Below are 24,431 nucleotides of genomic sequence, written 5' to 3' on the forward strand. Positions count from 1 at the left end.
GCGCCCTCGCGCACCGTCCGCGCTCACCAGGCTCCGCTGGGGATCACGGGGCGGCGGACCGCTTCGGCCGCGTCCCGCAGGTGCAGGGCGACGGTGATCAGGGCGCGCAGCGCGGAGGGCCGCAGGCTCTGGGCACTCTCGGCGGCCAGCACCAGCAGACAGCCCGCGGCCTGCTCGACGACCGGGACCGAGAACGCGAAGTCGTCGCCGTCGGCCCCGCGGAAGGCGCGCCAGGGCGTGGCCGCACCGTCGATGGCCTTGTGCACGGCCTGTTCGAGGTGCTGTGCCGCCTGTCGGCACACGGGGGCGGGCAGGGTGATGGTGCGATGGAATGCTGAACTGGTCATAGTCCCACTGCTCCCCCGCGCCCGGGGTGTTCGATCGCCGTACCGGGCGTTTTTCACCGGGTCGGCGGCAGCCGACCGCGGTTCGGCCGCGGCGCGACTCCGGTCGGCCGCGATGCGGTCCTAGGCTCGTGGCCATGTACCCCGCCGGCTCGTCCTCGACCGCCGCGGCCCGGTTCACCGGCCGGGCGGTGACCGGTGAGCGCCCGCTGTCCGGATCGCTCACCGAAGTCACCCTCGACGACGGCCGTACGGTGATGGTCAAGGCCGCGGACGGCGCCGGGGCGACGCGGGCCGAGGCCGCCGGGCTGCGCTGGCTGGCCGGCACGGGCACGGTGCGGATCCCGGCGGTGCACGGCGTGGACGAACGCCTGCTGGTCACCGACCGGGTGGTGCAGGGGCCCGCGCGGGCTCGGGCGGCGGCCCGGTTCGGACGGGACCTGGCCGCGTTGCACGCCGCCGGGGCGCCCGCGTTCGGTACCGCGCCGCCCGGTGGGCCCGAGGAGGCCTACATCGGGCTCGCCCCGATGCGCAACGTCACCGGGGACGACTGGCCGCGCTGGTACGCCGAGCACCGGGTACTGCCGTATCTGCGCCGCGCGGTCGACGCCGGCACCGTCCGGGCGGCCGAGGCGGCCGACGTCGAGCGGGTCTGCGAGCGGCTGCCCGAGCTGGCGGGGCCCGCGGAGCCGCCGGCCCGGCTGCACGGAGACCTGTGGAACGGCAACGTGCTGTGGGGCGCCGACGGGCACGTCCACCTGATCGACCCGGCCGCACACGGCGGCCACCGGGAGACCGACCTGGCGATGCTGCGCCTCTTCGGCTGCCCGCACCTGGACCGGATCCTCGCGTCCTACGACGAGGCGGCGCCGCTCGCCGACGGCTGGACGGAGCGCGTCGGCGTGCACCAGCTCTTCCCGCTGCTGGTGCACGCCGTGCTGTTCGGGCGCGGCTACGCCGAGCAGGCCCTCTCGACAGCACGGGCGGCGCTGCGGCACGCGGGATGAGCATCGGCACACCGACACACCGCCGTGTGACGACCGGTCGCCCGCCCGGGGGGAGAGCAAACCGGGAGAGAGCAAAGGAGTTCGATCATGAAGGCACTGCAGTACCGCACCATCGGCGCCCCGCCCGAGGTGGTCACGGTTCCCGACCCGGAACCCGGGCCCGGACAGGTGCTGTTGAAGGTGACGGCCGCCGGCGTCTGCCACTCCGACATCGCGGTGATGGGCTGGCCCGCCGAGGGCTTCCCGTACGAGCTGCCGCTCACCCTCGGCCATGAGGGCGTCGGCACCGTGGCCGCGCTCGGCGCCGGTGTGACCGGGCTCGCCGAGGGCGACGCGGTCGCGGTGTACGGGCCCTGGGGCTGCGGCACCTGCGCCAAGTGCGCGGAGGGCAAGGAGAACTACTGCCCGCGCGCCGACGCGCTGGGGATCCGCCCGCCGGGGCTCGGCCGTCCGGGCTCGATGGCGGAGTACCTGCTCGTCGACGACCCGCGGCACCTGGTCCCGCTGGGCGGTCTCGACCCGGTCGCCGCGGTGCCGCTCACCGACGCCGGGCTGACGCCGTACCACGCGATCAAGCGGTCGCTGCCGAAGCTGGTCCCCGGCTCGACCGCGGTGGTCATCGGCACCGGCGGCCTCGGACACGTGGCCATCCAGCTGCTGCGCGCCCTGACCTCCGCCCGGGTGGTCGCCCTGGACGTCAGCGAGGAGAAGCTGCGCCTCGCCCGCGAGGTGGGCGCGCACGAGGCGGTGCTCTCGGACGCGCGGGCCGCGGACGCGGTGCGCGAGATCACCGGCGGGCTCGGCGCCGAGGCCGTGTTCGACTTCGTCGGCGTGGCACCCACCGTGAAGACCGCCGGAGCCGTCGCCGCCGTCGAGGGCGATGTCACGCTGGTCGGGATCGGGGGCGGATCGCTGCCCGTCGGGTTCGGCCTGCTGCCCTTCGAGGTCTCGGTCAGCGCCCCGTACTGGGGCAGCCGCGGCGAACTGATCGAGGTGCTGGACCTGGCCCGCTCCGGTGCCGTGTCGGTGCACACCGAGACGTACTCCCTGGACGACGCGCCGCTCGCCTACGAGCGGCTGCACGAGGGCAAGGTCGACGGCCGCGCGGTGATCCTGCCCCACGGCTGACCGGCCGCCTCCCGCACCCGCCCGCCACGGCCGACGCCGACGAGCCGGGCTCGCGCACCCGGACGGCGAAACTGCCGCGGGGGCGCGACCGGTCCCCCGTTCCGGTCCCGTCCCCACGGCCCGTCGAACCTACGTGGACCGCTCCGCCGTTGTGAATCGTGCCGATGCCCGCTACCGGCCCGTAATGACTCACCCGTGCACAGGTGAGTCCGGATGGCCCGGATTCGTCCCGTGCAGGTGCGGCTGGTCGAGGTCGCCGGCCACCAGGTGGGCCAGCACGACCTCGTACAGGTCGCCGCCGGCGGCGAGCAGCTGGCGTTCGAGGACGGGCTCCGCGCTGCGGACGTGCTCACGGACGGTCTGGGCGTGCATCCCGAGCCGCTGGGCGGCACGCTCGGCGTTGCCGCCGACGGCGATCCAGGTGCGCAGGGTGCGCCGCAGGTCCCGGCCGTCCGGGTCGAGGCGGCCGAGCAGGCTGACGGCCCAGGTGCGCAGCGCGGGTCCGGACAGCAGGTCGGTGAGGCGGGCGGCACCGGGCCGCGGGCCGGCGCCCGCCGGGAGTTCGGCGAGGCCGATCTGGGCGTTCAGCGCGAGGTGGACGGCGGCCCGGACGGTCAGATCGGCGAAGTCCGTGCGCAGCAGCCCCTCGACCCGGTCCATCCGGGCGCGGACCGTGTTGCGGCTGACCCCGAGGACCTTCGCGGTGTTGACGGCGGTGAACTCCAGGCCGAGCCGGGTGGTGGCGAGCAGTTCGGCGCGGGTGTGGTGCGACAGGGTGTCGAGCGGGCTCAGCACGTGGGCCGTCCAGTCGTGCAGCGCCGCCGGGTCCATCAGCCGCTCGGGGCGGGTCCGCTCGGCGTACAGGGCCGCCTTCTCCGGGCGGAACCGGGCCACGGCCAGGGCGCTGACGGCCTGTCCGTACGCGGCGGCGGTGCGGGCGAGGGCCTGCCGGGCACTGCCGCCGACGAACACGCCGGAGCGGGCGCCGACGAGTGAGCGCAGCTCCTGCCCGGCCGTGTCGCGCGGGGCGAGCACGATCACGTGCCCGTCCATCGCCGGGCACCGCACGACCAGCGCCCGTTCCCCCGTCACCGACAGGCACTCCTCGGCGAGGCGGTCGCGTTCGGCGGGGCTGCCCTCCACGACGTACACGCACGCCGTGTCGGTGTCGAGCAGGCCCGGCCAGAGACCGGCGGCCACCCGGCGGGCGGAGACGGTGTCCTCCACCATCAGCAGCTGCAGAATGGCCAGGCGCAGGTCGGAGGTGGCCCGGCGCAGCCGGTGTCCGGCCGCGGTCGACTCGTGGCCGGCCAGCAGCAGCTCCACCACCTGGGCGGCGTGCGTGACGATGTCGGAGGCGCGCCGGTCGAAGGGCCTCTCGCGCGTCACCGCGAGGACGGCGGCCGGCGCCGGGTGGGACCGCTCCACGCGCACGATCCGCAGATGGCGGCCCCGGGCCTCCAGTGCGGCGGAGGCGATCCGGCCGGAGGTGATGTCGGCTACCAGGCCCTCGTCGAGCGGGGTGTGGGTGCCGGCCAGCAGGTGACCGGCGGCGTCCTGCAACGAGACGGCGGCGTGCGCGGTGCCGGCGAGCCAGGCCACCACCCGGTTCAGGTCGCGCCCGGCCGGCCGCAGGTGCTCGAGCAGTTCCTCCGCCCATCCCGCCTGCTCACCGGCCCCGGATGTCCGCTGCCGCCTGTCGTCCTCTCGGCCCGCCACGTCGGCTCTCTCCTCGTTCTCGCCTCGACCCCGGCCCAGGCCGGGGACGTTACCCCATGCCCCTGTGCGCGCCACCCCTGCGACGGGCACGACGGTCCGGGCAGCGACCGCGCGGGGCCACCGACCGGGCCTGGCGGCCGGGGCGCGCGAACGGGCATAAGCTCGGTGAATGGCGAAGTACTTCGACGTGCACCCCGACAACCCCCAGCCGCGCAGCATCGCCCAGGTCGCCGACAGCATCCGCTCCGACGCGCTGATCGCGTACCCGACGGACTCCTGCTACGCGCTGGGCTGCCGGCTGGGCAGCCGCGACGGCATCGACCGCATCAGGTCGATCCGGCAACTGGACAGCCGGCACCACTTCACGCTGGTCTGCCAGGACTTCGCGCAGCTCGGTCGGTTCGTCCAGATCGACAACGACGTGTTCCGGGCGATCAAGGCCTCGACCCCCGGCAGTTACACCTTCATCCTGCCGGCGACGAGGGAGGTGCCGCGCATGCTCCAGCATCCGAAGAAGAAGACCGTGGGCGTGCGCATCCCCGACCACGTCGTCACCCAGGCCCTGCTCGCCGAACTCGGCGAACCGCTGCTGTCCAGCACACTGCTGCTGCCCGGCGAGGAGGAGCCGATGACCCAGGGCTGGGAGATCAAGGACCGGCTCGACCACGTGCTGGACGCGGTCATCGACTCCGGGGACTGCGGCACCGAGCCGACCACGGTCGTCGACTTCTCCGGCGGCGAGGCGGAGATCGTGCGGCAGGGGGCGGGCGACACGACACGGTTCGAGTAGCAGACCGTTCGCGAGAACCCGACAGAAAGGCACAGCCCCGCAATGACCGCCGTACAGACGAGCGTCGTCGACATACCCACCGACGACGGCACCGCCGACGCCTACCTGGCCCACCCGGGCGACGGGAGCCCGCATCCCGCCGTCCTGCTCCACATGGACGCCTTCGGGCTGCGCCCGCGACTGCGGGCGATGGCCGACCGGCTGGCGGGTGCCGGCTACACCGTCCTGGTGCCGAACGTCTTCTACCGCAGCGGACGCGCGCCGGTCGTGGAGCTGCCCGAATTCATCGACCCCAAGGAGCGTCCGGAGATCTTCCAGCGGCTCGGCCCGATCATGCGGTCGCTGACGCCCGACCGGGCGATGCGGGACGCGGACGCCTACCTTCAGTGGCTGGCCGGGGCTCCGCAGGCGGCCGACGGCCCGGTCGCGGTGACCGGCTACTGCATGGGCGCCGCGCTGGCCCTGCGCACCGCCGGCACCTATCCCGACCGGGTCGCCGCGGTGGCCGGGTTCCACGGCGGGAACCTGGCGACCGGGGATCCGGACAGTCCGCACCTGGTGGCCGGGCACATCACGGCCGAGGTGTACTTCGCCCACGCGGACCGGGACCCGGGCATGCCCGCCGAGCAGCAGGAGCGCCTGGTGGCGGCCCTGACGGAGGCCGGTGTCCGGCATCGCTGCGAGGTGTACGCCGGCGCCCACCACGGCTACACGCAGGCCGACACCGCGGCGTACGACCCGGAGGCCACCGAGCGGCACTGGACGGCGCTGCTCGACCTCCTGAAGCGGACGTTCTGACCGCTGCCGCCCCGCATCGGTACGAAGTCCACGAACCGCCCTGGCCGGGGCCGGAGTTGGCGGGCCCGCCCTCGTCCGGGCCCCGGGCCGGGCGTTGTTACCGTGCCCGGGTGTCCAACTCCTCACGTGATACCGCCGAAGGCGCCGGCTGGGGCTCCGCCGAGCGCGGCGCCTACCGAGACCTCATGCCGCCGCGCACCGAGAAGCTGTCCTGGCTGAGCCCGAGAACGCTGTGGGCCGCCCGCAACGGCGTACTGGCCTCCTGGTTCGGAGATCCCACGGGCTCGACCCGCGCCCGCTGGGTGGCGCAGCGGGCGGCGGCCGGGGCCCCGGCCGACAAGGTGATCCGGCGGGCGGACCCGGACCGGTTCTCCTTCCTCGTCATCGGTGACACCGGCGAGGGGGACGACCCGCAGTACGCCGTCGTGCCCGGTCTGCTGAAGGCGGGCCGGGACACCCGGTTCGCCGTCCTCGCCAGCGACGTGATCTACCCGGTGGGCAGTGCCGACGACTACGGCACGAAGTTCTTCCGCCCCTACCGCGACTACCAGGCGCCCATATACGCGATACCGGGCAACCACGACTGGTACGAGGACCTCGGCGGTTTCATGCGCGTCTTCTGCGACGACGCCCCGCCCCTGCCGCCGGAGCCCGCGCCGCGCCCCCTCGCCCCGGCCGCCCGGCTGCGGGCCCTGTTGTGGCACCGGCGGCGCCCGGACGACGGACGGCACCTGGACGAGGCGCGCAAGCTGCGCTCGGCGCCCGCCCAGCGGGCCGAGCAGCCCGGGCCTTACTGGGCGGTCGACGCCGGCCCGGTGCGGATCATCGGCATCGACACGGGACTGCTGGGCACGGTCGACGCCGCGCAGGGCGCCTGGCTGCGCGAGGTGTCCGCGGGCCCCCGGCCGAAGATCCTGGTCACCGGCTCGCCCCTGTACGTGGACGGCGAGCACCGCCCCTGCTCCATCGAGGGCGGCGGCACGGTCGACGACATCGTGCGCGACCCCGCCCACCACTACGTCGCGGCGATAGGCGGCGACATCCACAACTACCAGCGCTATCCGGTCGACGTGGACGGCCGCACCGTCCAGTACGTCGTCGCGGGCGGCGGCGGCGCGTTCATGCACGCCACCCACACCATCCCGCGCGTCTCGGTGGCCGGCGTCACCGAGGACGACTTCCGCTCCTATCCGCTGCGCGGCGACTCGCTCGCCTTCTACAGCGGGCTGTACGGGCGCCGGCTGCGGATGCGGCGCTTCTTCACCCTCACGGAGGCCGAGGCGACGGCCGTGATCGCCGAGCGCCTCGGCATCCGCACCGGCCGCGCCCCGGGCGGCGACGCGCGGGTCACCCGGCGCACCAGGCTGGTCGCCGGGCTGCTCGGCACCGCGCGGCGGCCCGAGCGCCGCAAGCGCTTCCGGCTGCCCGTGCGCGAGATCTACACGCAGGTGTTCTCGCCGGGTTCGGCGACGTACAGCCCGCCCTTCTTCAAGTGCTTCCTGCGTCTGGACGTGACGCCGGAGGCGGTCCGGCTGCGCTGCTACGCGGCCACCGGCAACCGGGCGCAGGAGCTGGACCCGCCGGTCGAGGACGAGGTGACGATCCCGCTGGTCTGACGCGGGGCCGCGTTCCCCGTCCCGTCACCAGCGGCCGGGTTCGCTGCCGACGAGCGGCTCGGACGGGGTGCCGTCGACGCCGGCCGGTACGTCGCCGGCGAGCATCACCCGGTGCATGGTGCGGGGGTGGTCGAGGTGGGTGTTGTCGCTCGGCGCGAGGTGGATGGTGGCCCGGTTGTCCCAGAAGGCGACGCTGCCCGGCTGCCAGCGGAAGCGGACGGTGTACTCGGGGCGGGTGGCCTGCTCGAGCAGCAGTTCCAGGATCGCCGCACTCTCCGGGCGGGAGAGCCCGGCGATCTGCTCGACGTAGTAGCCGTTGACGTACAGCACCCGCTCCCCCGTCTCCGGGTGCACGCGGACCAGCGGGTGCACCGTCGCGGTCTGGTGGTCGAGCAGATGCCGCACGTAGGCGTCGTCGCCGGGCCGGGGCTGGTAGCCGACGCCGAGGCGGTGCTCGGCGCGCAGTCCGTCGACGAAGGCGCGCATCGGGGCGGACAGTCCGGCGTAGGCGGCGGCCAGGTTCGCCCAGGTGGTGTCGCCGCCGTAGGGCGGTACGGTCTCGGCGCGCAGGATCGTGGCGGCGGGCGGGTCGACGCGGGCGCCGTGGTCGCAGTGCCAGCCGCGCAGCAGCGTGTGGCGTCGGCGCCGCAGCCACTCGTCGTGCTCCATCCCGAACCGTCCGCCCAGCTCCAGCCGGTCGGCGGTCGTCTCGATCTCCGGGAAGGCCGCCGGGGACGCCTTGCCGCGCCGGGGCAGGACGACCGGTTCGCCGAACAGGCGGGCGAACGCGACGTGTCCGGCGTGGTCGAGGCGCTGGTCGCGGAGGAACACCACCTTCCAGCGCAGTACCGCCGCCCGGACCGCGGCGACCTGCGCCGCGTCGAGGCCGGCCGCCAGATCGACGCCGCCGATCTCGGCGCCGATGTGCCCGGCGACGGGTTTCACCTCGACGCCCGCCGCCTCTGCCGCCGCACGATCCGCCGTCGCCCTGTCCGTAGCCCTGTCCGCTGCCCTGTCGGTCGTCATGCCCAGATCGTGGCAGACCTCCTTCTGCGCCGTCCGGTTGATCACCGCTCCCGGTGTGGGCGAGGCTGGACGGGCGGCACCCGGCCGCGCACAGTCGAGGGAAGGCCCCACGGTGAACAGCATCCCGGCGTACACGCTCAACGACGGCACCACCCTCCCCGCCCTGGGTCTGGGCACCTGGCCGATGAAGGACGACGAGGCCGAGCGGGCGGTCCGCGAGGCCCTTCGGACGGGGTACCGACTGATCGACACGGCGACGAACTACCGCAACGAGACGGGCGTCGGCCGCGGCGTGGCCTCCGCGGGGCTGCCCCGCGAGGAGGTCGTCGTGACGACCAAGCTGCCCGGCCGCCACCACGGCTACGAGGAGACGCTCGCCGCGTTCGAGGAGTCCCGCACCCGGCTCGGCCTGGAGTACGTGGACCTGTACCTGATCCACTGGCCGCTGCCCCGCGTGGACAAGTACGTCGACTCCTGGAAGGCCATGCTCAAGCTGCGCGAGGACGGCCTCGTGCGGTCGGTCGGCGTCTCCAACTTCACGGCGGAGCACATCGAGCGGCTGGAGAAGGAGACGGGAGTCCTGCCGTCCGTCAACCAGATCGAGCTGCACCCGCTCTTCCCGCAGGACGAGCTGCGCGCCTTCCACGAGCGCAAGGGCATCCGCACCGAGAGCTGGAGCCCGCTGGGCCGGGGCAGCGACCTGCTGGACGACCCCGCCGTCGCCGCGGTCGCCGCCGCGCACGGCGTGACGCCCGGCCAGGCGGTGCTGCGCTGGCACACCCAGCTCGGCGCCGTGCCGATCCCGAAGTCCGCCGACCCCGCGCGGCAGCGGGCGAACCTCGACGTCTTCGGCTTCGAACTGGACGCCGAGCAGATGCGCACGGTGGCGGACCGCGCGCACCGGCGGATCGGCGGCGACCCGGAGGTGCACGAGGAGTTCTGACGGGGGTACTCGGCCCCGGTCGGCGCGGGTCTCCCGGGAAGGAGCGTCAGGTGGGCAAGGACGACGGGCTGCGGGACTACCACGGCAAACGCGACTTCGGCCGGACCGGTGAGCCCGCCGGGCACGGGGCGCCCGGCGAGGGCGGCCGACCGCGTTTCGTGGTGCAGATCCATGACGCGAGCACCCTGCACTTCGACTTCCGGTTGCAGGTGGCCGACGTGCTCAAGTCCTGGTCGGTGCCGAAGGGCCCCTCGGCGGACCCGAGCGACAAGCGGCTCGCGGTGCCGACCGAGGACCATCCGCTGGAGTACGAGGAGTTCGAGGGCGTGATCCCGGCGGGTGAGTACGGGGGTGGCACCGTCATCGTCTGGGACCACGGGACCTACGAGCCGCTGAGCCACGACCGCCGGGGACGGCCGGTCGACTTCGCCGAGTCGCTCACGCACGGGCACGCCCGGTTCCGGCTGCACGGCGCGAAGCTGCGCGGCGAGTACGCGCTGACCCGGTTCCGCGGCGGCCGGGACGGCACGGCCGGCGAGGACGCGGCGTGGCTGCTGGTGAAGGCGGGCGGCGGCGGGGGCGGGCGCGGCACCCCGGACCCCCGGCGGGCCCGGTCCGCGCGCACCGGGCGCACGCTGGCGCGGGTCGCCGAGGAGGGCCGCGAGGGGTAGGGGCGGCGGGGCGGTCACTCGGCGGGCAGACGGTTCACTCCGCGGGCAGCGGCTGTTCGGCCCAGATGGTCTTGCCGCTCCCCGTCTGTCTGCTGCCCCAGCGCTGGGTGAGCTGGGCGACCAGGAGCAGGCCCCGGCCGCCCTCGTCGTAGGCGTGGGCGCGGCGCAGGTGCGGTGAGGTGGAGCTGGAGTCGGACACCTCGCAGATGAGGGTGCTGTCGCGGATGAGGCGGAGCTGGATGGGCGGCTCCCCGTACCGGATCGCGTTGGTGACCAGCTCGCTGACGACGAGTTCGGTGACGAACGCCGTCTCGTCCAGGCCCCACCGGGTCAGTTGCTCGGAGACGGACCGCCGGGTGGCGGCCACGTGCGCCGGGTCGGGCAGCACGTCCCAGGTGCGTATCTGGTCCGTGCCCAGCGCCCGGGTACGGGCCAGCAGCAGCGCCACGTCGTCGCTGGGCTCCTCGGGCATCACGGCCTTGAGCACGGTGTCGCACAGGGCGTCGAGCGAGTTGGCGGGCGCGGTGAGCGCGAGGCACAGTTCCGCGGTGGCGTGGTCGATGTCCCGGTCGCGGTCCTCGACGAGACCGTCGGTGTAGAGGGCGACGACGGTGCCCTCGGGCAGTTCCAGCTCGGTCGCCTCGAAGGGCAGTCCGCCGACGCCGAGCAGCGGCCCGGTGTTCATGCGGACGAGCCGGGTGGTGCCGTCGGGCAGCAGAAGGGCGGGTGCGGGGTGGCCGGCGGCCGCCAGGGTCAGCCTTCGCGACACGGGATCGTAGACGGCGTAGAGGCAGGTGGCGCCGAGTTCCGCGACCTCGCCGTCGTCGTCGGCCGCGAGGTGGGTGACGAGGTCGTCGAGGTGGGTGAGGAGTTCGTCGGGGGGCAGATCGACGTCGGCGAGGGTGCGGACGGCGGTGCACAGGCGGCCCATGGTGGCCGTGGACGGGATGCCGTGGCCCACGACGTCGCCGACGACGAGGCCGACGCGGGTGCCGGACAGCGGGATCACGTCGAACCAGTCGCCGCCGATGCCCGCGGCCGACGCGGAGGGCAGGTAGCGGTGGGCCACCTCGACCGCGGCCTGCCCGGGCAGACCCCTGGGGAGCAGGCTGCGCTGGATCGCCAGGGCGGTGGAGCGCTCGCGGGCGAAGCGGCGGGCGTTGTCCACGGAGACGGCGGCCCGGCCGACCAGTTCCTCGGCCAGTACGGCGTCCTCGGCGGCGTACGGCTCCCGGGGCGTGGTCCGGGCGGCCAGCGCGACGCCCAGTGTGGTGCCGCGGGCCCGCAGGGGCACGGCCAGGGTCGAGCAGACCGCCTCACGGAACGGGCGGTTGTGCGGGGCCCGTTCCGCGCGCTCCCGCATCCAGCGGTCGAAATCCGGATCGCCGGGGCCGCTCAGTACGACCCGGCCCTCGCGCACCGCCCGGGCGGGCGGGGCGTAGGGCGGGTAGACCTCGTTGCCGCCGAGGTGCACGGCGGGGGTGGGAAAGTGCTCGGTGGCGGCGGCGTGGGCCACCCGGCGCAGTTCGCCGTCCCCGGCCGGCGCCGCGTGCGGTTCGTCGGTGCCGAGGACCCAGCCGAGCAGGTCGACGTTGGCGAAGCCGGCGAAGCGCGGGACGAGCAGCCCGACCAGTTCCTCGGCGGTGCGCACGACGTCCAGGGTGCTGCCGACCTCGCCGGCCGCGTTCAGCAGGGCCAGTCGCTCCCGTGCCCGGTGCTGTTCGGTGCTCTCCAGCGCGGCCATGGCGACGGCGGTGAGCGTGCCGGAGGCGTCGTGGACCGGCCACATCTCGACGGTCCAGGCGTGCAGCCGGACACCGGCGGGCGCGGGCCCGAAGCTCTCGTACTGGACGGGGCGCCCACGGTCGACGACGACGCGCAGGTGGTGCAGGAAGCTCTCCTGGTCGCCTTCGAAGCCCGCCAGGGTGTCGGGCAGGCTGTGGCCGATCAGTTCCTCCGCGGATCTGCCCATCATCCGGCACGTGGCGTCGTTGACGTGCACGAAGCGCAGATCGGGGTCGAGGACGGACATCGACAGCGAGGCCTGCCGGACGGCGTGGTCGATCAGGCCGGGTTCCGGAGCGTCGGGGGCGGCGGTGGACACCGCGTAGCCGTCCGGTGCGCCGTCGGCGTCCAGCAGCGGGCAGACCCGCAGCCGCAGGGGCACGGCGTGCCCGTCCCGGTGCCGGATCACGGCGGTGCCGGACAGGGCGCCGGGCGGCACCTCCCGCGCGAGCAGGCCCCGCGCGGGACGTCCCACGACTTCTGCGGCCGCGTAGCCGGTGATCCGCCGCGCGCCGTCGCTCCACCCCGTCACCGTTCCGCGGGCGTCGACGATCATCGCGGCGGAGGAATACTCCATGTCGTCCAGGATCATCCCAGGACGATGCGGTATCAACCGGGACGGGGCACGGGTGGTCCCGTCACCGACGGTGAGCGCGGAGCGCGGCGAGGGCACGGTCGGCGTGCGTGTTCATTCTCAGTTCGCTGCGCACGACCTCCAGCACGGTGCGGTCCTGCCCGACGACGAAGGTGACCCGTTTGGTGGGAGCCGCGCTGAACCCCCGCTTCACCCCGAACTGCTCGCGGACCGTGCCGTCGGTGTCGGAGAGCAGGGGCATGCCCAGGGTGTGCCGGCCGGCGAACTCCTGCTGGCGTTCGACGGGGTCGCCGCTGACGCCGACGGGCCGGGCGCCCGCGGCGGCGAACTCGCCGGCGAGGTCGCGGAAGTGGCAGGCCTCCGCGGTGCAGCCGCGGGTGAGGGCGGCGGGGTAGAAGAACAGGACGACCGGGCCGTCGGCGAGCAGCTCGGACAGGCGGCGCGGGGTGCCGGTCTCGTCCGGCAGCGCGAAGTCCTCGACGGTGTCGCCCACACCGGGGGCGCCGCTCATGACCGGCCCTCGCAGCCCTTGGCGACCCCGCGGGCCCACAGCACGAGCGGCACCTGCACCGGCAGGCGGCCGAGGGCGGCGGCCTTCTGCGGGGTGGGGCGGTGCCGCCAGTCCCAGGCCATCTTGACGTTGGCGGGGAACACCCCGACGAAGAAGGCGGCCGCGGTCAGCGCGGCCGCCTTGCGGGTGCGCGGCATCGCGAGTCCGGCGGCCAGCGCGAGTTCGGCGACGCCACTGGCGTACGTCCACGCCCGGGGCGCGCCCGGCAGGGAGCGCGGCACGGTCGCGTCGAAGGGGCGGGGCTGGGCGAAATGGGCGACGCCCGCGGTGGCCAAGAGGCCGGCGAGCAGCAGCGGTGAGCGTTCGGACCGTGACACGGTTCCTCCTCGGGGGGCCTGCCGCGCGATATTACTCGACGGTAAGGAGCGGCGGGCGACCGGCTCACGTACGGCGGTTGTGGGTGCCGGGCGTGTAGCCGAACGTGCGGCGGAAGACCTCGATGAACGCGCTGGCCGAGGACCAGCCGCAGCGGTGGGCGACGCTGGTGACGGGCAGGTCGTCGGCGAGCATGCTCAGGGCGTGGTAGAGGCGGGACTGGGTGCGCCACTGGGGGAAGGTCATGCCGAACTCGCGGCGGAAGAGCCGGCTGAGGGTGCGTTCCGCGCTGCCGGTGGCGGCGCCGAGGGCGGCGAGGGTGCGGGTGTCCGCGGGGTCGGCGTGCACGAGCGCGCAGACCGCGGCGAGCCGGGGGTCACCGGCGGTCGGCAGGCGCAGCGGCTGCTGCGGCGAGGCGCGCAGCTGGTCGCACAGGACGGCCAGGAGGCGTCGGCGCTCCGGGCCGGTGTCGCCGGGGTCCCGGGTGTAGGCGACGATCAGCTCGCGCAGCAGCGGGCCGACGGCGAGGACGACGGGGGTGTGCAGGCCGAGCGGGTTGGCAGCGGCGGGCAGGCCGACCAGATGCAGGTCGAGAGGGCCGTGGGCGCGGTGGGAGTGCACGGTGCCGGCCGGAATCCAGATGGCCCGGGTCCCGGGCGCGAACCAGGTGCCCGCCTCGGTGGTGACGGCCACGACTCCGGACCCGGCGTGGACGATCTGGTGCTCGTCGTGCCGGTGCGCGTCGATCCGCTGCCCGGCGACCAGCCGCTGGGCACGCGTGGGCGCCGTGGGGGTGTGGCGGACGGACGGGGTGTGGGGCGATGGCGGGCTCTGGCGGGTCTTCGACACAAGTGGGCAGGTTATCGAAAGCGGGCCATCGGTGGCGGGCATGACGATCGACGGGTGACCCCGAATCGGAACCGGCCCATCGTCCTGCTGTCCTTCGGGCACGCCTGTGTCGACGTCTACCAGGGCACGGTGGCCGCCCTGGTGCCGTACTTCGTCGCCGAGCGGGCCTACACCTACGCCGCCGCCTCGGGCGTCGTGCTCGCCGCCTCGCTGCTGTCGTCGCTGGTGCAGCCGTTGTTCGGGGCGCTCACCGACCGGTGGGCGCTGCCGTGGCTGCTGCCGCTGAGCACGCTGACCGCCGGGGCGGGGGTCGCTCTCGGCGGGGTCACCGACTCCTACGCGTTCACCCTCGCGGCCGTCGCGGCGGGCGGTGTCGGGGTCGCCGCGTACCACCCGGAGGCCGCGCGGGCGGCGCGTGCGGCCGCGGGGGGCAGTCATACGGCGATGGGGTGGTTCTCCCTCGGCGGCAATGTCGGCTTCGCGCTGGCGCCGCCGCTGGTGTGGGCCGTCGTCGGGGCCGGGGGCCTCGGTGCCTCCCCGCTGCTGGTGGTGCCCGCGGTCGTGGGAGCCCTCCTGTGCGGGGCGGCGGTGCGTTCGGCGGCCGGAGCGGTCCCGCCGGCGGGCGGCCGTACGGCGGTGGCGCAGGGGACGGACGACTGGCCGTCCTTCCTGCGGCTCACCGGCGCCGTCGTCTGCCGTTCCGTCGTCTTCGTGGGCCTGAGCACGTTCGTGTCGCTGTACGTGCGGGAACGCGTCGGCGGCGGAAGTGCCGCGGGGACGGTGGCGCTGTTCGTGCTCTACCTGGGCGGCGCGGTGGGCACCGTCGCCGGGGGCCGGCTCGCCGACCGCCACGGGCGGCTGAAGGTGGTGCGGCTGTCGTACGTCCTGTCGGTCCTCGCGGTGGCGGGGGTCGTCCTCGTGCCCGGGCCGGCGGTGTACCTGTTCGTCGCCCTGACGTCGGCGGGACTGTACGTGCCGTTCTCCCTGCACATCACGCTCGGTCAGGACTACCTGCCCCGCCGGGTGGGCACGGCGAGCGGGGTCACGCTGGGGCTGGCCGTGAGCGTCGGCGGTCTCGCCGCCCCGGTGCTGGGCGCGCTGGCCGACGCGACCTCGCTGCGGGCGGCCCTGCTGCCGCTGGTGGCGTTGCCCGCCGTGGGTCGGCTGCTCCTGTGCGGCCTGCGCGAACCGGTCACGTCCCCGCCGTCGCCCGCCGTGGGCGCACCGGCGGCGAGCGACGCCGACGTGCGCTGAGCCCTCGGCCGGCTCGCCGCCCGCCCGTCACAGCCGCGGGCCCCCTCACAGCCGCGAGCCCCGGCGCTCCCCGCGCAGCAGCCACGCGAGGTAGGCGCCGCCCGCCACCCCGGTCACCACGCCCACCGGCAACAGTGCGGATCCGGTGAGCCGTTGGGTGGCCAGGTCGGCGGCGGCCACCAGGAACGCGCCCGTCCACCCGGCGGACAGCACACCGGGGCCCGCGGCGCGGGTGACCCGGCGGGCCAGTTGCGGGGCGGCCATCGCCACGAACGGGATGGGACCCGCCGCCGCGACGGCCATGGCGGTCAGCCCGGTGCCCGCGCTCAGCAGGACGAGACGGCTGCGTTCGGGCGGGACACCGAGCGCCGCGGCGGTGTCGTCGCCCATCTCCAGCATCGTCAGCCGCCGTCCGTACACCAGGACGACCGGGACCAGCACGAGCAGTCCGAGCGCCGCGATGCGCACGTCGGCCCAGTCGCGGGCGTTGAGCGAGCCGATCATCCAGCTCGCGGCCTGCGCCGCCTTGCCGATGTCGGCGCGCACGTACAGGAAGCTGGTCGCCGAGCCGAGCACGGCGGAGGCGCCGATGCCGACGAGGACGAGCCGGTAGCCGTGCACGCCCCGCCGCCACGCCAGCAGGTACACGGCGGCGGCGGTGGCCAGACCGCCGCACACCGCGCCGAGCGCCGTCTGCGCCGCGCCCGCGTCGAGGACGATGATCGCGACGAGGGCGCCGGCCGAGGCTCCGTTGCCGAAGCCGATGATGTCGGGGCTGCCCAGCGGGTTGCGGGTCAGCGACTGGAACACCGCGCCCGCCATGCCCATCGCGAAGCCCACCAGCGCGGCCACCAGGGCGCGCGGCAGCCGCAGGTCGAGCACCACGAACCCGGCGCCCGGCGGACCGTCGCCGGCCAGGGTGCGCAGCACCTCGGGCGGGGACAGCTCGTACGTCCCGGTGCCGACGGCCAGCACCATGGCGCAGGCCGTGAGCGCGGCGAGCACGACGCAGACCAGCAGGGCGCGGAGGTCGTACCGCAGTGACCAGCGGGACGTGCGCAGCGCTCCGGGCCGTACGCCGGCGCGGCCTCTGGCGATGCCGTCCTTGACGAGGCTCACAGCTGGGCCACCTTCCGCTGCCGGACGAGATGGATGAAGAGCAGTCCGCCGAGGAAGGCGGTGACCGTACCGACCTCGATCTCGGAGGGCGGCACCACGACGCGTCCGATCACGTCGGAGACGAGCAGCAGCACCGGTGCGAACAGTGCGCAGCAGGGGAACAGCCGGCGCGGGTCGGGACCGCAGAAGGCGCGGGCGGCGTGCGGGATCATCAGGCCCACGAAGCCGATCGGCCCGCACACGGCGGTGGCACCGCCGCACAGCAGGGTGATGGCGACGACGGACAGCACCCGCACGCGCCGCACCCGGGTGCCCAGCGCCAGCGCGTGGTCCTCGCCGAGGGCGACGGCGCCGAGCGGCCGGGCGAGGGCGAAGGCGAGCAGCGCGCCGGCCGCGAGCAGCGGCGCCACGGTGAGCAGCAGGGAGGCGTCGCGCTTGGCGAGGGTGCCGACCGACCAGTACCGCATCTCGTCCAGGGTGCTCAGGTGCCACAGCGACAGGCCGTTGACGTAGCCGAACAGGGCCGCGTTGACGGCGGTTCCGGCCAGCGCGAGCCGTACCGGTGTGGCCCACCGACCGCCCCCCAGGGCGTTGACGGCGGTGGCGGCGAGGGCCGCCCCGGCCAGCGCGAACCACAGGTAGCCGGTGAACGACGTGATGCCGAGGACGCCGATCGCGGTGACGACGGCGGCGGACGCGCCCGCGTTCACACCGAGCAGCCCCGGGTCGGCGAGCGGGTTGCGGGTGAGGGTCTGCATGACCGCGCCCCCGAGGCCGAGGGCGACGCCGACCGCGGCGCCGATGAGGGTGCGCGGCAGCCTGAGGTCCCGCACGATGGCGTCGTTCTCCGTGCCGGACGGGGTGAACAGCGCCGACCAGACCTGGTCGAGGGGGACCTGTTTGGCACCCACGGCCAGCGAGAGGGCGATGGCCGCCACCAGCAGGACGACACCGAGGAGCAGTCCCGCCGCGCGCCGGGAGCCCCCGGCGCGGGGCTCTCTCGTGCCGTGCTCCCGGCCGGGCGGCGCCGGATCGGCTGAATGCGGTGCACATGTTCCGATGGACATGTGCTTAGCTTAGGCTAACCTAACCTAGGCTGTTGACGATTTCGTCGGCAGTCATTGACCCCTGCCTGCCCTCCGACCAGCGGTTCACGGAGAACGCCGATGACCACGCTCCCCCGCCCCACCTCCCGCGGTGCCGCCGCGCCGGACGTCCGCCCGGTCCGGGTCACGGGCCGGCGCGTCGCACGCCTCCTGGAGGAGACGGAGGGCGTGGACGACGCACGGCGGACGGCACTGGCAGACGGCTTCTGGAGCGAGGCGGAGCACCTGGGCACCCCGCTCGTCGAGGAACTCGACGGTGAACCGGACCACCGGTCGGTCACGTTCCTGTGGCGCGGCCACCGCGCCACCCGTCAGGTCCTGCTGTTCGGCAACCGCATCACCGACCGCGAACGGCTGGCCGGTTCGCTGCTGGAGCGGGTGCCCGGCACCGACGTCTGGCACCTGGGTCTGCGGCTGCGCGCCGACCACCGCGGCTCCTACCGGATGGCCGCCGACATCTCGCTCGGTCGGGCGCCCACGGACCCGGTCGCCCTTCAGCAGCGGCTGCGGTCGCTGTCCGCGCACGCCGCGGCCGACCCGCTCAACCGGCGTATCGTCGCCACCCGTTGGCAGCCGGCCGACGGGTCGGTCTTCGCCCTGCCCGACGCCCCGGCCGAGCCGTGGGCCGGGCGCCGGGGCTCGGTGGCGCCGGGGCGGGTGGAGCGGCACCGCGTGCCGGGCACGGATCCGGTCGGCGACCGGGACGCCTGGGTCTACCTGCCGCCGGGAAACGAACACGCCTCCGGCGCCCCGTTGCCGGTCGTGGTGCTGTGCGACGGTGACATGTGGTTCGGGCGGCTCGGCTTCGGCGACACGCTGGACGCACTGATCGCCGACGGCGCGCTGCCGCCCCTCGTGGTGGTGGCGCCGGACGCCGTGGACCGGCGCACCCGGTGGCGCGACCTGGGCTGCCGGGACCCGTTCGTCGCCTTCCTGGCCGACGAGTTGCTGCCCTGGGCGGCCGGTCGCTGGCCGCTGACCACCGACCCGCACCGGACCGTGGTCGCCGGCCAGAGCCTCGGTGCCATGACCGCGCTGCACGCCGGCCGGCTGCGCCCCGACCGCTTCGGCAACGTCCTCGCCCAGTCCGCCTCCCTGTGGTGGCGCCCCGGCCTGCCGCCGCCGACGGCGGCCAAACCACCGGTGTACGGCACCCCGTGGCTGGTCGGCCGCTGCGCGTCCGGCGCGACGGGCCCCCTGACGGTCCATCTGGACGTCGGCCTGCACGAGGGCTCCATGGTCGAGCACACCCTCGCCCTGTACGAGGCCCTGCGCGCGACGGGCCACCGGGTCACCTGCGACGCGTACAACGGCGGCCACGACTACGCCTGCTGGCACGGCGCCCTGGCCGCGGGCCTGGCGCGTCTGCTGGGCCCTGCCGCCACCGCCCCCTGAACCACGTATCCCTATCCCTATCCCTGTTCCTCCATTCCCTTCCACCCCTCACAGCCGACAGCGCCAAGGAGTCCCCTTCTCATGTCCTTCGTACGTGCCTCCCGCAGAACCGCCCTGACGTCCGCCGCCGCCGTCGTGACGGGAGCACTGCTCCTCACCGGCTGCGGTGACGACGAGGGCAGCGACAGCGCGGGCGGCCAGGAGTCGAGCACCCGTCAGGTCACCGACGCCACGGGCCGTGAGGTCGACGTACCGGCCGACCCCGAGAAGGTCGTCACCCTGAGCGAGCCCACCCTCGACGCCGCGCTCGCGCTCGGCGTCCGGCCGGTCGGCACGACCGCGGGACGCGGGCAGAAGGGCGTCTCCACCTACCTCGCCGACAAGGCGGGCAAGGCCGAGGTCGTCGCCACCGTCGCCGAAGCGGACTTGGAGAAGCTGGCCGCGCTCCAGCCCGACCTGATCCTGCTCGACGAGACCACGGCGGTGAAGAAGGAGGTCTCCAAGCTGGAGTCCATAGCCCCGACCGTGGTCACCGCGAAGCTCAACGAGGACTGGAAGAAGGCGTTCACCGCCACGGCCGACGCGCTGAACCAGAAGGCCGAGGCCGAGAAGCTGCTGAGCGGATTCGACGCCGACGTGGCCGCCGCGAAGGGCAAGCTGGGCGAGAACGCCGGCGCGGTCGTCAGCGTCGTCCGCTGGCAGAACAAGGCGCCGTCCGCGGTCGGTCGCGGCGTGGGCCACGTGGGCGCGACCATCACCGCCCTCGGCCTGGACCGGCCGAAGGACCAGCAGGGCACCGGCACCGGCCACAGCGAACCCGTCAGCCTGGAGAAGCTCTCCACGATCGACGGCGACTGGCTGCTCTTCGGCACCCTCGGCGACAGGGCCGACGGGGAGAAGGCGTACGCCGAGGCGAAGAACGTACCCAACTTCGGCAAGCTGAAGGCCGAACGGGAGGGCCATGTCGTCGTGGTCCAGGGCTCCGCGTGGAACAGCGCCGGAGGCCCCCTCGCGGCGCGCGTCGTCCTGGACGACCTGACCGCGGCGCTCGCCTCATGACGGCCGGGCTCGACGGCCGGCTCGCCCTCGTGACGGGGGCGGGCCGGGGCATCGGCGCGGCGGTCGTCACCGCGCTCGTCGAGCAGGGCGCCCGCGTCGTCGCCACCGACCGCACACCCGAGGGCGTCGAAGCGCTCGCCGGCGAGCACGGTCACGACCGGGTCACCGCCCGCCCGCTCGACGTCACCGACGCGGACGGGGTGGAGGGGCTGGTCGACGACACCGAGCGCGCCCTCGGCCCGCTGGACATCGCCGTCAACGTGGCCGGGATCCTGCGCGCGTCGGACGTCGTGGACCTGACCGACGAGGACTGGGCGGCGACGTTCGCCGTCAACTCCACCGGCGTCTTCCACGTCTCGCGCGCCGCCGCCCGCCGGATGACCGAACGCGGTCGCGGCAGCATCGTCACCGTCGCCTCGAACGCGGCCGGTGTCCCCCGGGCGGGCCTCGCCGCCTACGCCGCCTCCAAGGCCGCCACCGTGATGTTCACCAAGTGCCTCGGCCTGGAAGTGGCCGGGCGGGGCGTGCGCTGCAACACGGTCTCCCCCGGTTCGACCCTCACCGACATGCAACGCGCCCTGTGGACGGCCGGTGACGAGACCGCCTCGGCCCGGCGCGTCGTCGACGGGGACCTCGCCACGTACCGCACGGGCATCCCGCTGGGCCGGATCGCCGACCCGGCGGACATCGCCGACGCGGTCGTCTTCCTGGCCTCCGACCGCGCCCGGCACATCACGATGCACGACCTGTACGTCGACGGCGGCGCCACCCTGCGCGCCTGACCCGGCCCCTCGGGATCCCCGGCGCACGCCACCCCCACTGGAGACAGCCATGTCCCTCACCCCGCACGCACCCCTGCACGAGCCCCTGCCCACGGCCACGCCGGTGAGTCCAGGCACCGCGACCGCGCTCCTGGAGTCCTACCGCCCGGCCACCGACCGCTTCCTCGCCACACCCCACCGCACACTGCTGGGCCGCGGCACCGCCACCGCGATACCCCACGACTCCCGCCCACCGGCCGCCCGGGTGCGTGAGGCGCTGGACGCGCTGCGCCGCCCGGGCACCCCGGTGCCGGTGGTCGTCGGCGCGCTGCCCTTCGCCCCGGACGCCGCGCCCGCGCTCGCGGTGCCCCGGACGGTGCGCTGGGCGCCGCCGCTGCGCGAGGACCCGCTGATCGCCCTGCACGTCCCCCAGGACGAGGACCGGCCGCGGTGGGCGGTGCGGGAGGTCCCCGCTCCCGAGCGGTACGGCGAGGCGGTCGCGGCGGCGGTCGCGCGGATGCGGGCGGGGGAGTTCGACAAGGTCGTCCTCGCCCGCACCCTGGAACTGTCCTGCCCGCGCGAGCCGGACCTGCCGGCCATGCTGCGCCGCCTGGCCCGCCGGGACCCCGCCGGGTACACCTTCGCGGTGCCCAGCGGCGCGGGCCGCACCCTGATCGGGGCCAGTCCCGAACTCCTCGTCGCCCGGCAGGGTGGCCGGCTGACCGCCAACCCCCTGGCCGGCTCGGCGCCCCGCAGCGACGACCTGGCCCAGGACGTGCGAAGCGCGGTCGCGCTCCTCGAGTCCGAGAAGGACCTGCACGAGCACGCCGTCGTGGTGGCCGCCGTACGGGAGGCACTCGCGCCGTTCTGCGCCACGCTGGAGGTGCCCGAGCGGCCCACCCTGGTGCGTACGGCGGCCATGTGGCACCTGTCGACCACGGTCACGGGCGAACTGGCCGACGCCGGGACGACCGCCCTTGACCTGGCGTCCGCGCTGCATCCGACCCCGGCCGTGTGCGGCACCCCCACCGAGGTGGCACGGGCCGTGATCGCCGAGTCCGAGCCCTTCGACCGGGGCGCGTACACCGGCATGGTCGGCTGGCAGGACGCCGACGGCGACGGCGAGTGGGTCGTGACGATCCGCTGCGCCGAGGCCGAGGGGCGGGCGCTCAGGCTGTTCGCCGGCGCCGGAGTCGTGGCGGCCTCCACTCCGGAGGCCGAGACGGCGGAGACCGCCGCCAAGTTCCGTACGTTCCTGCACGCGGTGGGAGCGACACTGTGACCCTCGCTCCCGGCGTGGACGCGCCCACCTGGCCGGCCGAGTTCGCCGCGCGCTACCGCGCCGCGGGCTACTGGCGCGGCGAGACCTTCGGCGGCATGCTGCGCGAGCGCGCCGCCGCGCACCCCGACCGGATCGCCCTGGTCGACCCGGCCCCCGAGCGCCGGACCTGGACCTACGGGGAGCTGGACGAGCGCGTCGACCGGCTGGCCGCCGGGTTCCTCGCGCGCGGCCTAGCCAAGGGCGACCGGGTGGTCGTACAGCTGCCCAACACCGGCGAGTTCGTCGAGGTGGTCTTCGCCCTGCTCCGCATCGGCGTGCTGCCGGTGTACGCGCTGCCCGCGCACCGGGACACGGAGATCGCCCACTTCTGCTCCTTCGCCCAGGCCGTCGCGTACGTCGTCCCGGACGTGCACGCGGGTTACGACCACCGCGCCCTCGCCTCCCGGGTACGCGAGGAGGTGCCGGGCCTGAAGCACGTGTTCGTGGCCGGCGATCCCGGTGAGCACAGTGCGCTGTCCGGGGTGCCGTGCGAGCCCCGTGCTCCCTTCGACGGGCCCGAGCCGCACCAGTTGGCGTTCCTCCAGTTGTCAGGCGGGACGACCGGCGTGTCCAAGCTGATCCCGCGCACCCACGACGACTACCTGTACTCGCTGTGGGGCTCCAACGAGATCTGCGGCGTCGACGAGGACACCCGCTTCCTCGTCGTCCTGCCCGCCGCCCACAACTTCCCGATGAGTTCCCCGGGCTGGCTGGGCGTGCTGTACGCGGGCGGCACGGTGGTGCTGTGCCCGAAGCCCGACCCGGACACCGCGTTTGCGCTGATCGCCCGGGAGCGGATCACCATGACGGGCCTGGTGCCGCCGCTGGCCCTGGTGTGGACGCAGGCCGCGACCGAGACCGCGCACGACCTGTCCAGCCTGGAGCTGGCCCTGGTCGGCGGCGCCAAGTACAGCGAGCAGGCGGCCCGTCGGCTGGAACCCGCGCTGGGCTGCCGGCTGATGCAGGTCTTCGGGATGGCCGAGGGCCTGGTCGCCTACACGCGGCTGGACGACGACACCGAGACGGTCGTCACCACGCAGGGGCGGCCGATCTCCCCCGACGACGAGATCCGCGTCGTCGACGACGCCGACGAGGACGTCCCCGACGGGGAGCCCGGTCATCTGCTGACCCGCGGCCCGTACACGATCCGCGGCTACTGGCGGGCTCCGGAACACAACCGGCGCGCGTTCACCGAGGACGGCTTCTACCGCACCGGGGACATCGTGCGCCGCACCCCCGCCGGCCACCTCGTGGTGGAGGGACGGGCCAAGGACCAGATCAACCGCGGCGGCGAGAAGATCGCGCCGGAGGAGGTCGAGAACATCATCCTCGGCCACCCGTCCGTGCACGACGTGTCGGTGGTCGCCGTCCCCGACGCGTACCTGGGCGAGCGTTCCCTGGCCTACGTGATCCTGCGCGCGGGCGCCGAGCCGCTGCGGCCGGTCGCGGTCAGGCGGTTCGTGCGCGAGCGCGGCATCGCCGCCTACAAGGTGCCCGACCTCGTCGAGTTCGTCGACGTCTTCCCGCAGACCGGCGTCGGCAAGATCAGCAAGAAGCACCTGCGCTCCGCCGCCGGCGACTCCTGACCGTCATCGAGAGGCCCTCCCCCATGGCTCTGCCCGCCATCGCCCCCTATCCGCTCCCGGCGCCGGACGAACTCCCCGCGAACCGCGTGTCCTGGACCGTCGACCCGGCGCGTGCCGTGCTGCTCGTGCACGATCTCCAGCAGCACTTCCTCTCCGCCTTCCCGGCCGGCGAACAGCCCCTGACCGGCATGCTCGGCAACACCGCCCGCCTGCTGAAGGAGTACCGCCGCCTCGGCGCCCCGGTCGTCCACTCCGCCCAGCGCGGCGGTCAGACGCCCGAGGAACGCGGCCTCCAGCTCGACTTCTGGGGCCCCGGCGTCGCCGACGACCCGGAGAAACTCGCCGCGCCCGACGCGGTGGCGCCCGAGGACGGGGACACGGTGCTCACGAAGTGGAAGTACAGCGCCTTCGTCCGCACCGGCCTGGCGGACCTGCTGCGGGACACGGGACGCGACCAGTTGGTGATCGTCGGCGTGTACGCGCACATCGGCGTGCTGATGACCGCCGCCGACGCGTGGCAGCGGGATCTGCGGGCGTTCGTGGTCGCCGACGCCGTCGCCGACTTCTCCCGCGAGGACCACGACATGGCGCTGCGCTGGGCGGCCGGCCGCTGCGCGGCCGTCACCACCACCGACGCGCTCCTCACCGACGCGCCCCTCCAGGAGGCCTGAAC

The 24,431-nt window shown here is 74.6% G+C and carries 23 protein-coding genes; 14 read left to right on the forward strand and 9 right to left on the reverse strand.

Features of this window, described 5'->3' with window-relative positions; translation table 11 throughout:
- Positions 1 to 23: 23 nt before the first annotated feature.
- Positions 24 to 347, reverse strand: a complete 324-nt coding sequence (locus ACGH7X_RS03120) for a hypothetical protein (RefSeq protein WP_217169227.1) — start codon at positions 345 to 347, stop codon at positions 24 to 26.
- Between the two features lie 134 nt (positions 348 to 481).
- Between ACGH7X_RS03120 and ACGH7X_RS03125 the strand changes: the two genes are divergently transcribed.
- Together ACGH7X_RS03125 and ACGH7X_RS03130 are read left to right on the forward strand one after the other, a co-directional pair.
- Complete coding sequence (locus tag ACGH7X_RS03125; protein WP_399881340.1) at positions 482 to 1,351, forward strand: fructosamine kinase family protein; 870 nt, start codon at positions 482 to 484, stop codon at positions 1,349 to 1,351.
- A gap of 87 nt (positions 1,352 to 1,438) precedes the next feature.
- Positions 1,439 to 2,479 (forward strand): NAD(P)-dependent alcohol dehydrogenase, encoded by a 1,041-nt coding sequence (locus ACGH7X_RS03130; protein ID WP_399881342.1) that lies wholly within the window; start codon positions 1,439 to 1,441, stop codon positions 2,477 to 2,479.
- A 189-nt stretch (positions 2,480 to 2,668) separates the two neighbouring features.
- Here the strand turns inward: ACGH7X_RS03130 and ACGH7X_RS03135 are convergent, their stop codons facing one another.
- Positions 2,669 to 4,198, reverse strand: a complete 1,530-nt coding sequence (locus tag ACGH7X_RS03135; RefSeq protein WP_399881344.1) for a helix-turn-helix domain-containing protein — start codon at positions 4,196 to 4,198, stop codon at positions 2,669 to 2,671.
- 169 nt (positions 4,199 to 4,367) lie between these two features.
- Between ACGH7X_RS03135 and ACGH7X_RS03140 the strand changes: the two genes are divergently transcribed.
- The 3 genes from ACGH7X_RS03140 to ACGH7X_RS03150 all read left to right on the forward strand — a co-directional run bounded on the left by ACGH7X_RS03140 (position 4,368) and on the right by ACGH7X_RS03150 (position 7,402).
- Positions 4,368 to 4,988 carry an L-threonylcarbamoyladenylate synthase gene (locus ACGH7X_RS03140; RefSeq protein WP_399881345.1) on the forward strand — a complete coding sequence of 207 codons (621 nt, stop codon included), beginning with the start codon at positions 4,368 to 4,370 and terminating at the stop codon, positions 4,986 to 4,988.
- Between the two features lie 42 nt (positions 4,989 to 5,030).
- Entirely contained in the window at positions 5,031 to 5,786 is a 756-nt protein-coding gene (locus ACGH7X_RS03145; RefSeq protein WP_399881347.1) for a dienelactone hydrolase family protein, read from the forward strand.
- A 110-nt stretch (positions 5,787 to 5,896) separates the two neighbouring features.
- A complete protein-coding gene (locus tag ACGH7X_RS03150; RefSeq protein ID WP_399881349.1) occupies positions 5,897 to 7,402 on the forward strand; it encodes a metallophosphoesterase family protein in 1,506 nt (501 codons plus the stop codon).
- Between the two features lie 24 nt (positions 7,403 to 7,426).
- Here the strand turns inward: ACGH7X_RS03150 and ACGH7X_RS03155 are convergent, their stop codons facing one another.
- Positions 7,427 to 8,428 (reverse strand): TauD/TfdA dioxygenase family protein, encoded by a 1,002-nt coding sequence (locus ACGH7X_RS03155; protein WP_399881351.1) that lies wholly within the window; start codon positions 8,426 to 8,428, stop codon positions 7,427 to 7,429.
- A 112-nt stretch (positions 8,429 to 8,540) separates the two neighbouring features.
- On the opposite strand from ACGH7X_RS03155, the gene ACGH7X_RS03160 reads away from it, so the two are divergent.
- Positions 8,541 to 9,371 (forward strand): aldo/keto reductase, encoded by an 831-nt coding sequence (locus tag ACGH7X_RS03160; RefSeq protein WP_399881353.1) that lies wholly within the window; start codon positions 8,541 to 8,543, stop codon positions 9,369 to 9,371.
- A gap of 50 nt (positions 9,372 to 9,421) precedes the next feature.
- Positions 9,422 to 10,042 (forward strand): DNA polymerase ligase N-terminal domain-containing protein, encoded by a 621-nt coding sequence (locus tag ACGH7X_RS03165; protein WP_399881355.1) that lies wholly within the window; start codon positions 9,422 to 9,424, stop codon positions 10,040 to 10,042.
- Between the two features lie 34 nt (positions 10,043 to 10,076).
- Here ACGH7X_RS03165 and ACGH7X_RS03170 read toward each other — a convergent pair whose 3' ends face one another.
- The 4 genes from ACGH7X_RS03170 to ACGH7X_RS03185 all read right to left on the reverse strand — a co-directional run bounded on the left by ACGH7X_RS03170 (position 10,077) and on the right by ACGH7X_RS03185 (position 14,157).
- The gene (locus tag ACGH7X_RS03170) at positions 10,077 to 12,404 is read right to left on the reverse strand and encodes a SpoIIE family protein phosphatase (protein ID WP_399896742.1); all 2,328 of its coding nucleotides are present in this window, start codon (positions 12,402 to 12,404) and stop codon (positions 10,077 to 10,079) included.
- Between the two features lie 61 nt (positions 12,405 to 12,465).
- Positions 12,466 to 12,933, reverse strand: coding sequence for a peroxiredoxin (locus ACGH7X_RS03175; RefSeq protein WP_399881357.1), 468 nt, complete (start codon positions 12,931 to 12,933; stop codon positions 12,466 to 12,468).
- Entirely contained in the window at positions 12,930 to 13,310 is a 381-nt protein-coding gene (locus ACGH7X_RS03180) for a DoxX family protein (protein ID WP_399881359.1), read from the reverse strand. Before ACGH7X_RS03180 ends, ACGH7X_RS03175 begins: the two co-directional genes overlap by 4 nt.
- 64 nt (positions 13,311 to 13,374) lie before the next feature.
- On the reverse strand, positions 13,375 to 14,157 hold the full coding sequence (locus ACGH7X_RS03185) for an AraC family transcriptional regulator (protein WP_399881361.1): 783 nt from the start codon (positions 14,155 to 14,157) through the stop codon (positions 13,375 to 13,377).
- A gap of 54 nt (positions 14,158 to 14,211) precedes the next feature.
- Here ACGH7X_RS03185 and ACGH7X_RS03190 point away from each other — a divergent pair, with 54 nt between their 5' ends.
- Positions 14,212 to 15,411, forward strand: coding sequence for an MFS transporter (locus ACGH7X_RS03190; RefSeq protein WP_399881363.1), 1,200 nt, complete (start codon positions 14,212 to 14,214; stop codon positions 15,409 to 15,411).
- Between the two features lie 45 nt (positions 15,412 to 15,456).
- On the opposite strand, the gene ACGH7X_RS03195 is transcribed toward ACGH7X_RS03190, so the two are convergent.
- Together ACGH7X_RS03195 and ACGH7X_RS03200 are read right to left on the reverse strand one after the other, a co-directional pair.
- Positions 15,457 to 16,530, reverse strand: coding sequence for a FecCD family ABC transporter permease (locus tag ACGH7X_RS03195; RefSeq protein WP_399881365.1), 1,074 nt, complete (start codon positions 16,528 to 16,530; stop codon positions 15,457 to 15,459).
- A complete protein-coding gene (locus tag ACGH7X_RS03200) occupies positions 16,527 to 17,597 on the reverse strand; it encodes a FecCD family ABC transporter permease (RefSeq protein WP_399881367.1) in 1,071 nt (356 codons plus the stop codon). The genes ACGH7X_RS03195 and ACGH7X_RS03200 overlap by 4 nt, the downstream gene beginning before the upstream one ends.
- A gap of 99 nt (positions 17,598 to 17,696) precedes the next feature.
- On the opposite strand from ACGH7X_RS03200, the gene fes reads away from it, so the two are divergent.
- The 6 genes from fes to ACGH7X_RS03230 all read left to right on the forward strand — a co-directional run bounded on the left by fes (position 17,697) and on the right by ACGH7X_RS03230 (position 24,429).
- Positions 17,697 to 19,031, forward strand: coding sequence for an enterochelin esterase (gene fes / locus ACGH7X_RS03205; RefSeq protein WP_399881369.1), 1,335 nt, complete (start codon positions 17,697 to 17,699; stop codon positions 19,029 to 19,031).
- Positions 19,032 to 19,112: 81 nt separating this feature from the next.
- Entirely contained in the window at positions 19,113 to 20,090 is a 978-nt protein-coding gene (locus ACGH7X_RS03210) for an ABC transporter substrate-binding protein (RefSeq protein WP_399881371.1), read from the forward strand.
- A complete protein-coding gene (locus tag ACGH7X_RS03215) occupies positions 20,087 to 20,872 on the forward strand; it encodes a 2,3-dihydro-2,3-dihydroxybenzoate dehydrogenase (protein WP_399881373.1) in 786 nt (261 codons plus the stop codon). Before ACGH7X_RS03210 ends, ACGH7X_RS03215 begins: the two co-directional genes overlap by 4 nt.
- A 49-nt stretch (positions 20,873 to 20,921) precedes the next feature.
- Complete coding sequence (locus ACGH7X_RS03220; protein WP_399881375.1) at positions 20,922 to 22,133, forward strand: isochorismate synthase; 1,212 nt, start codon at positions 20,922 to 20,924, stop codon at positions 22,131 to 22,133.
- Positions 22,130 to 23,758 carry a (2,3-dihydroxybenzoyl)adenylate synthase gene (locus ACGH7X_RS03225; protein WP_399881377.1) on the forward strand — a complete coding sequence of 543 codons (1,629 nt, stop codon included), beginning with the start codon at positions 22,130 to 22,132 and terminating at the stop codon, positions 23,756 to 23,758. Before ACGH7X_RS03220 ends, ACGH7X_RS03225 begins: the two co-directional genes overlap by 4 nt.
- Before the next feature lie 23 nt (positions 23,759 to 23,781).
- Positions 23,782 to 24,429, forward strand: coding sequence for an isochorismatase family protein (locus ACGH7X_RS03230; RefSeq protein ID WP_399881379.1), 648 nt, complete (start codon positions 23,782 to 23,784; stop codon positions 24,427 to 24,429).
- The last annotated feature ends 2 nt before the right edge of the window (positions 24,430 to 24,431 follow it).

The organism is Streptomyces sp. BBFR51 (genome assembly GCF_044591655.1).
Classification (GTDB): Bacteria; Actinomycetota; Actinomycetes; order Streptomycetales; family Streptomycetaceae; genus Streptomyces.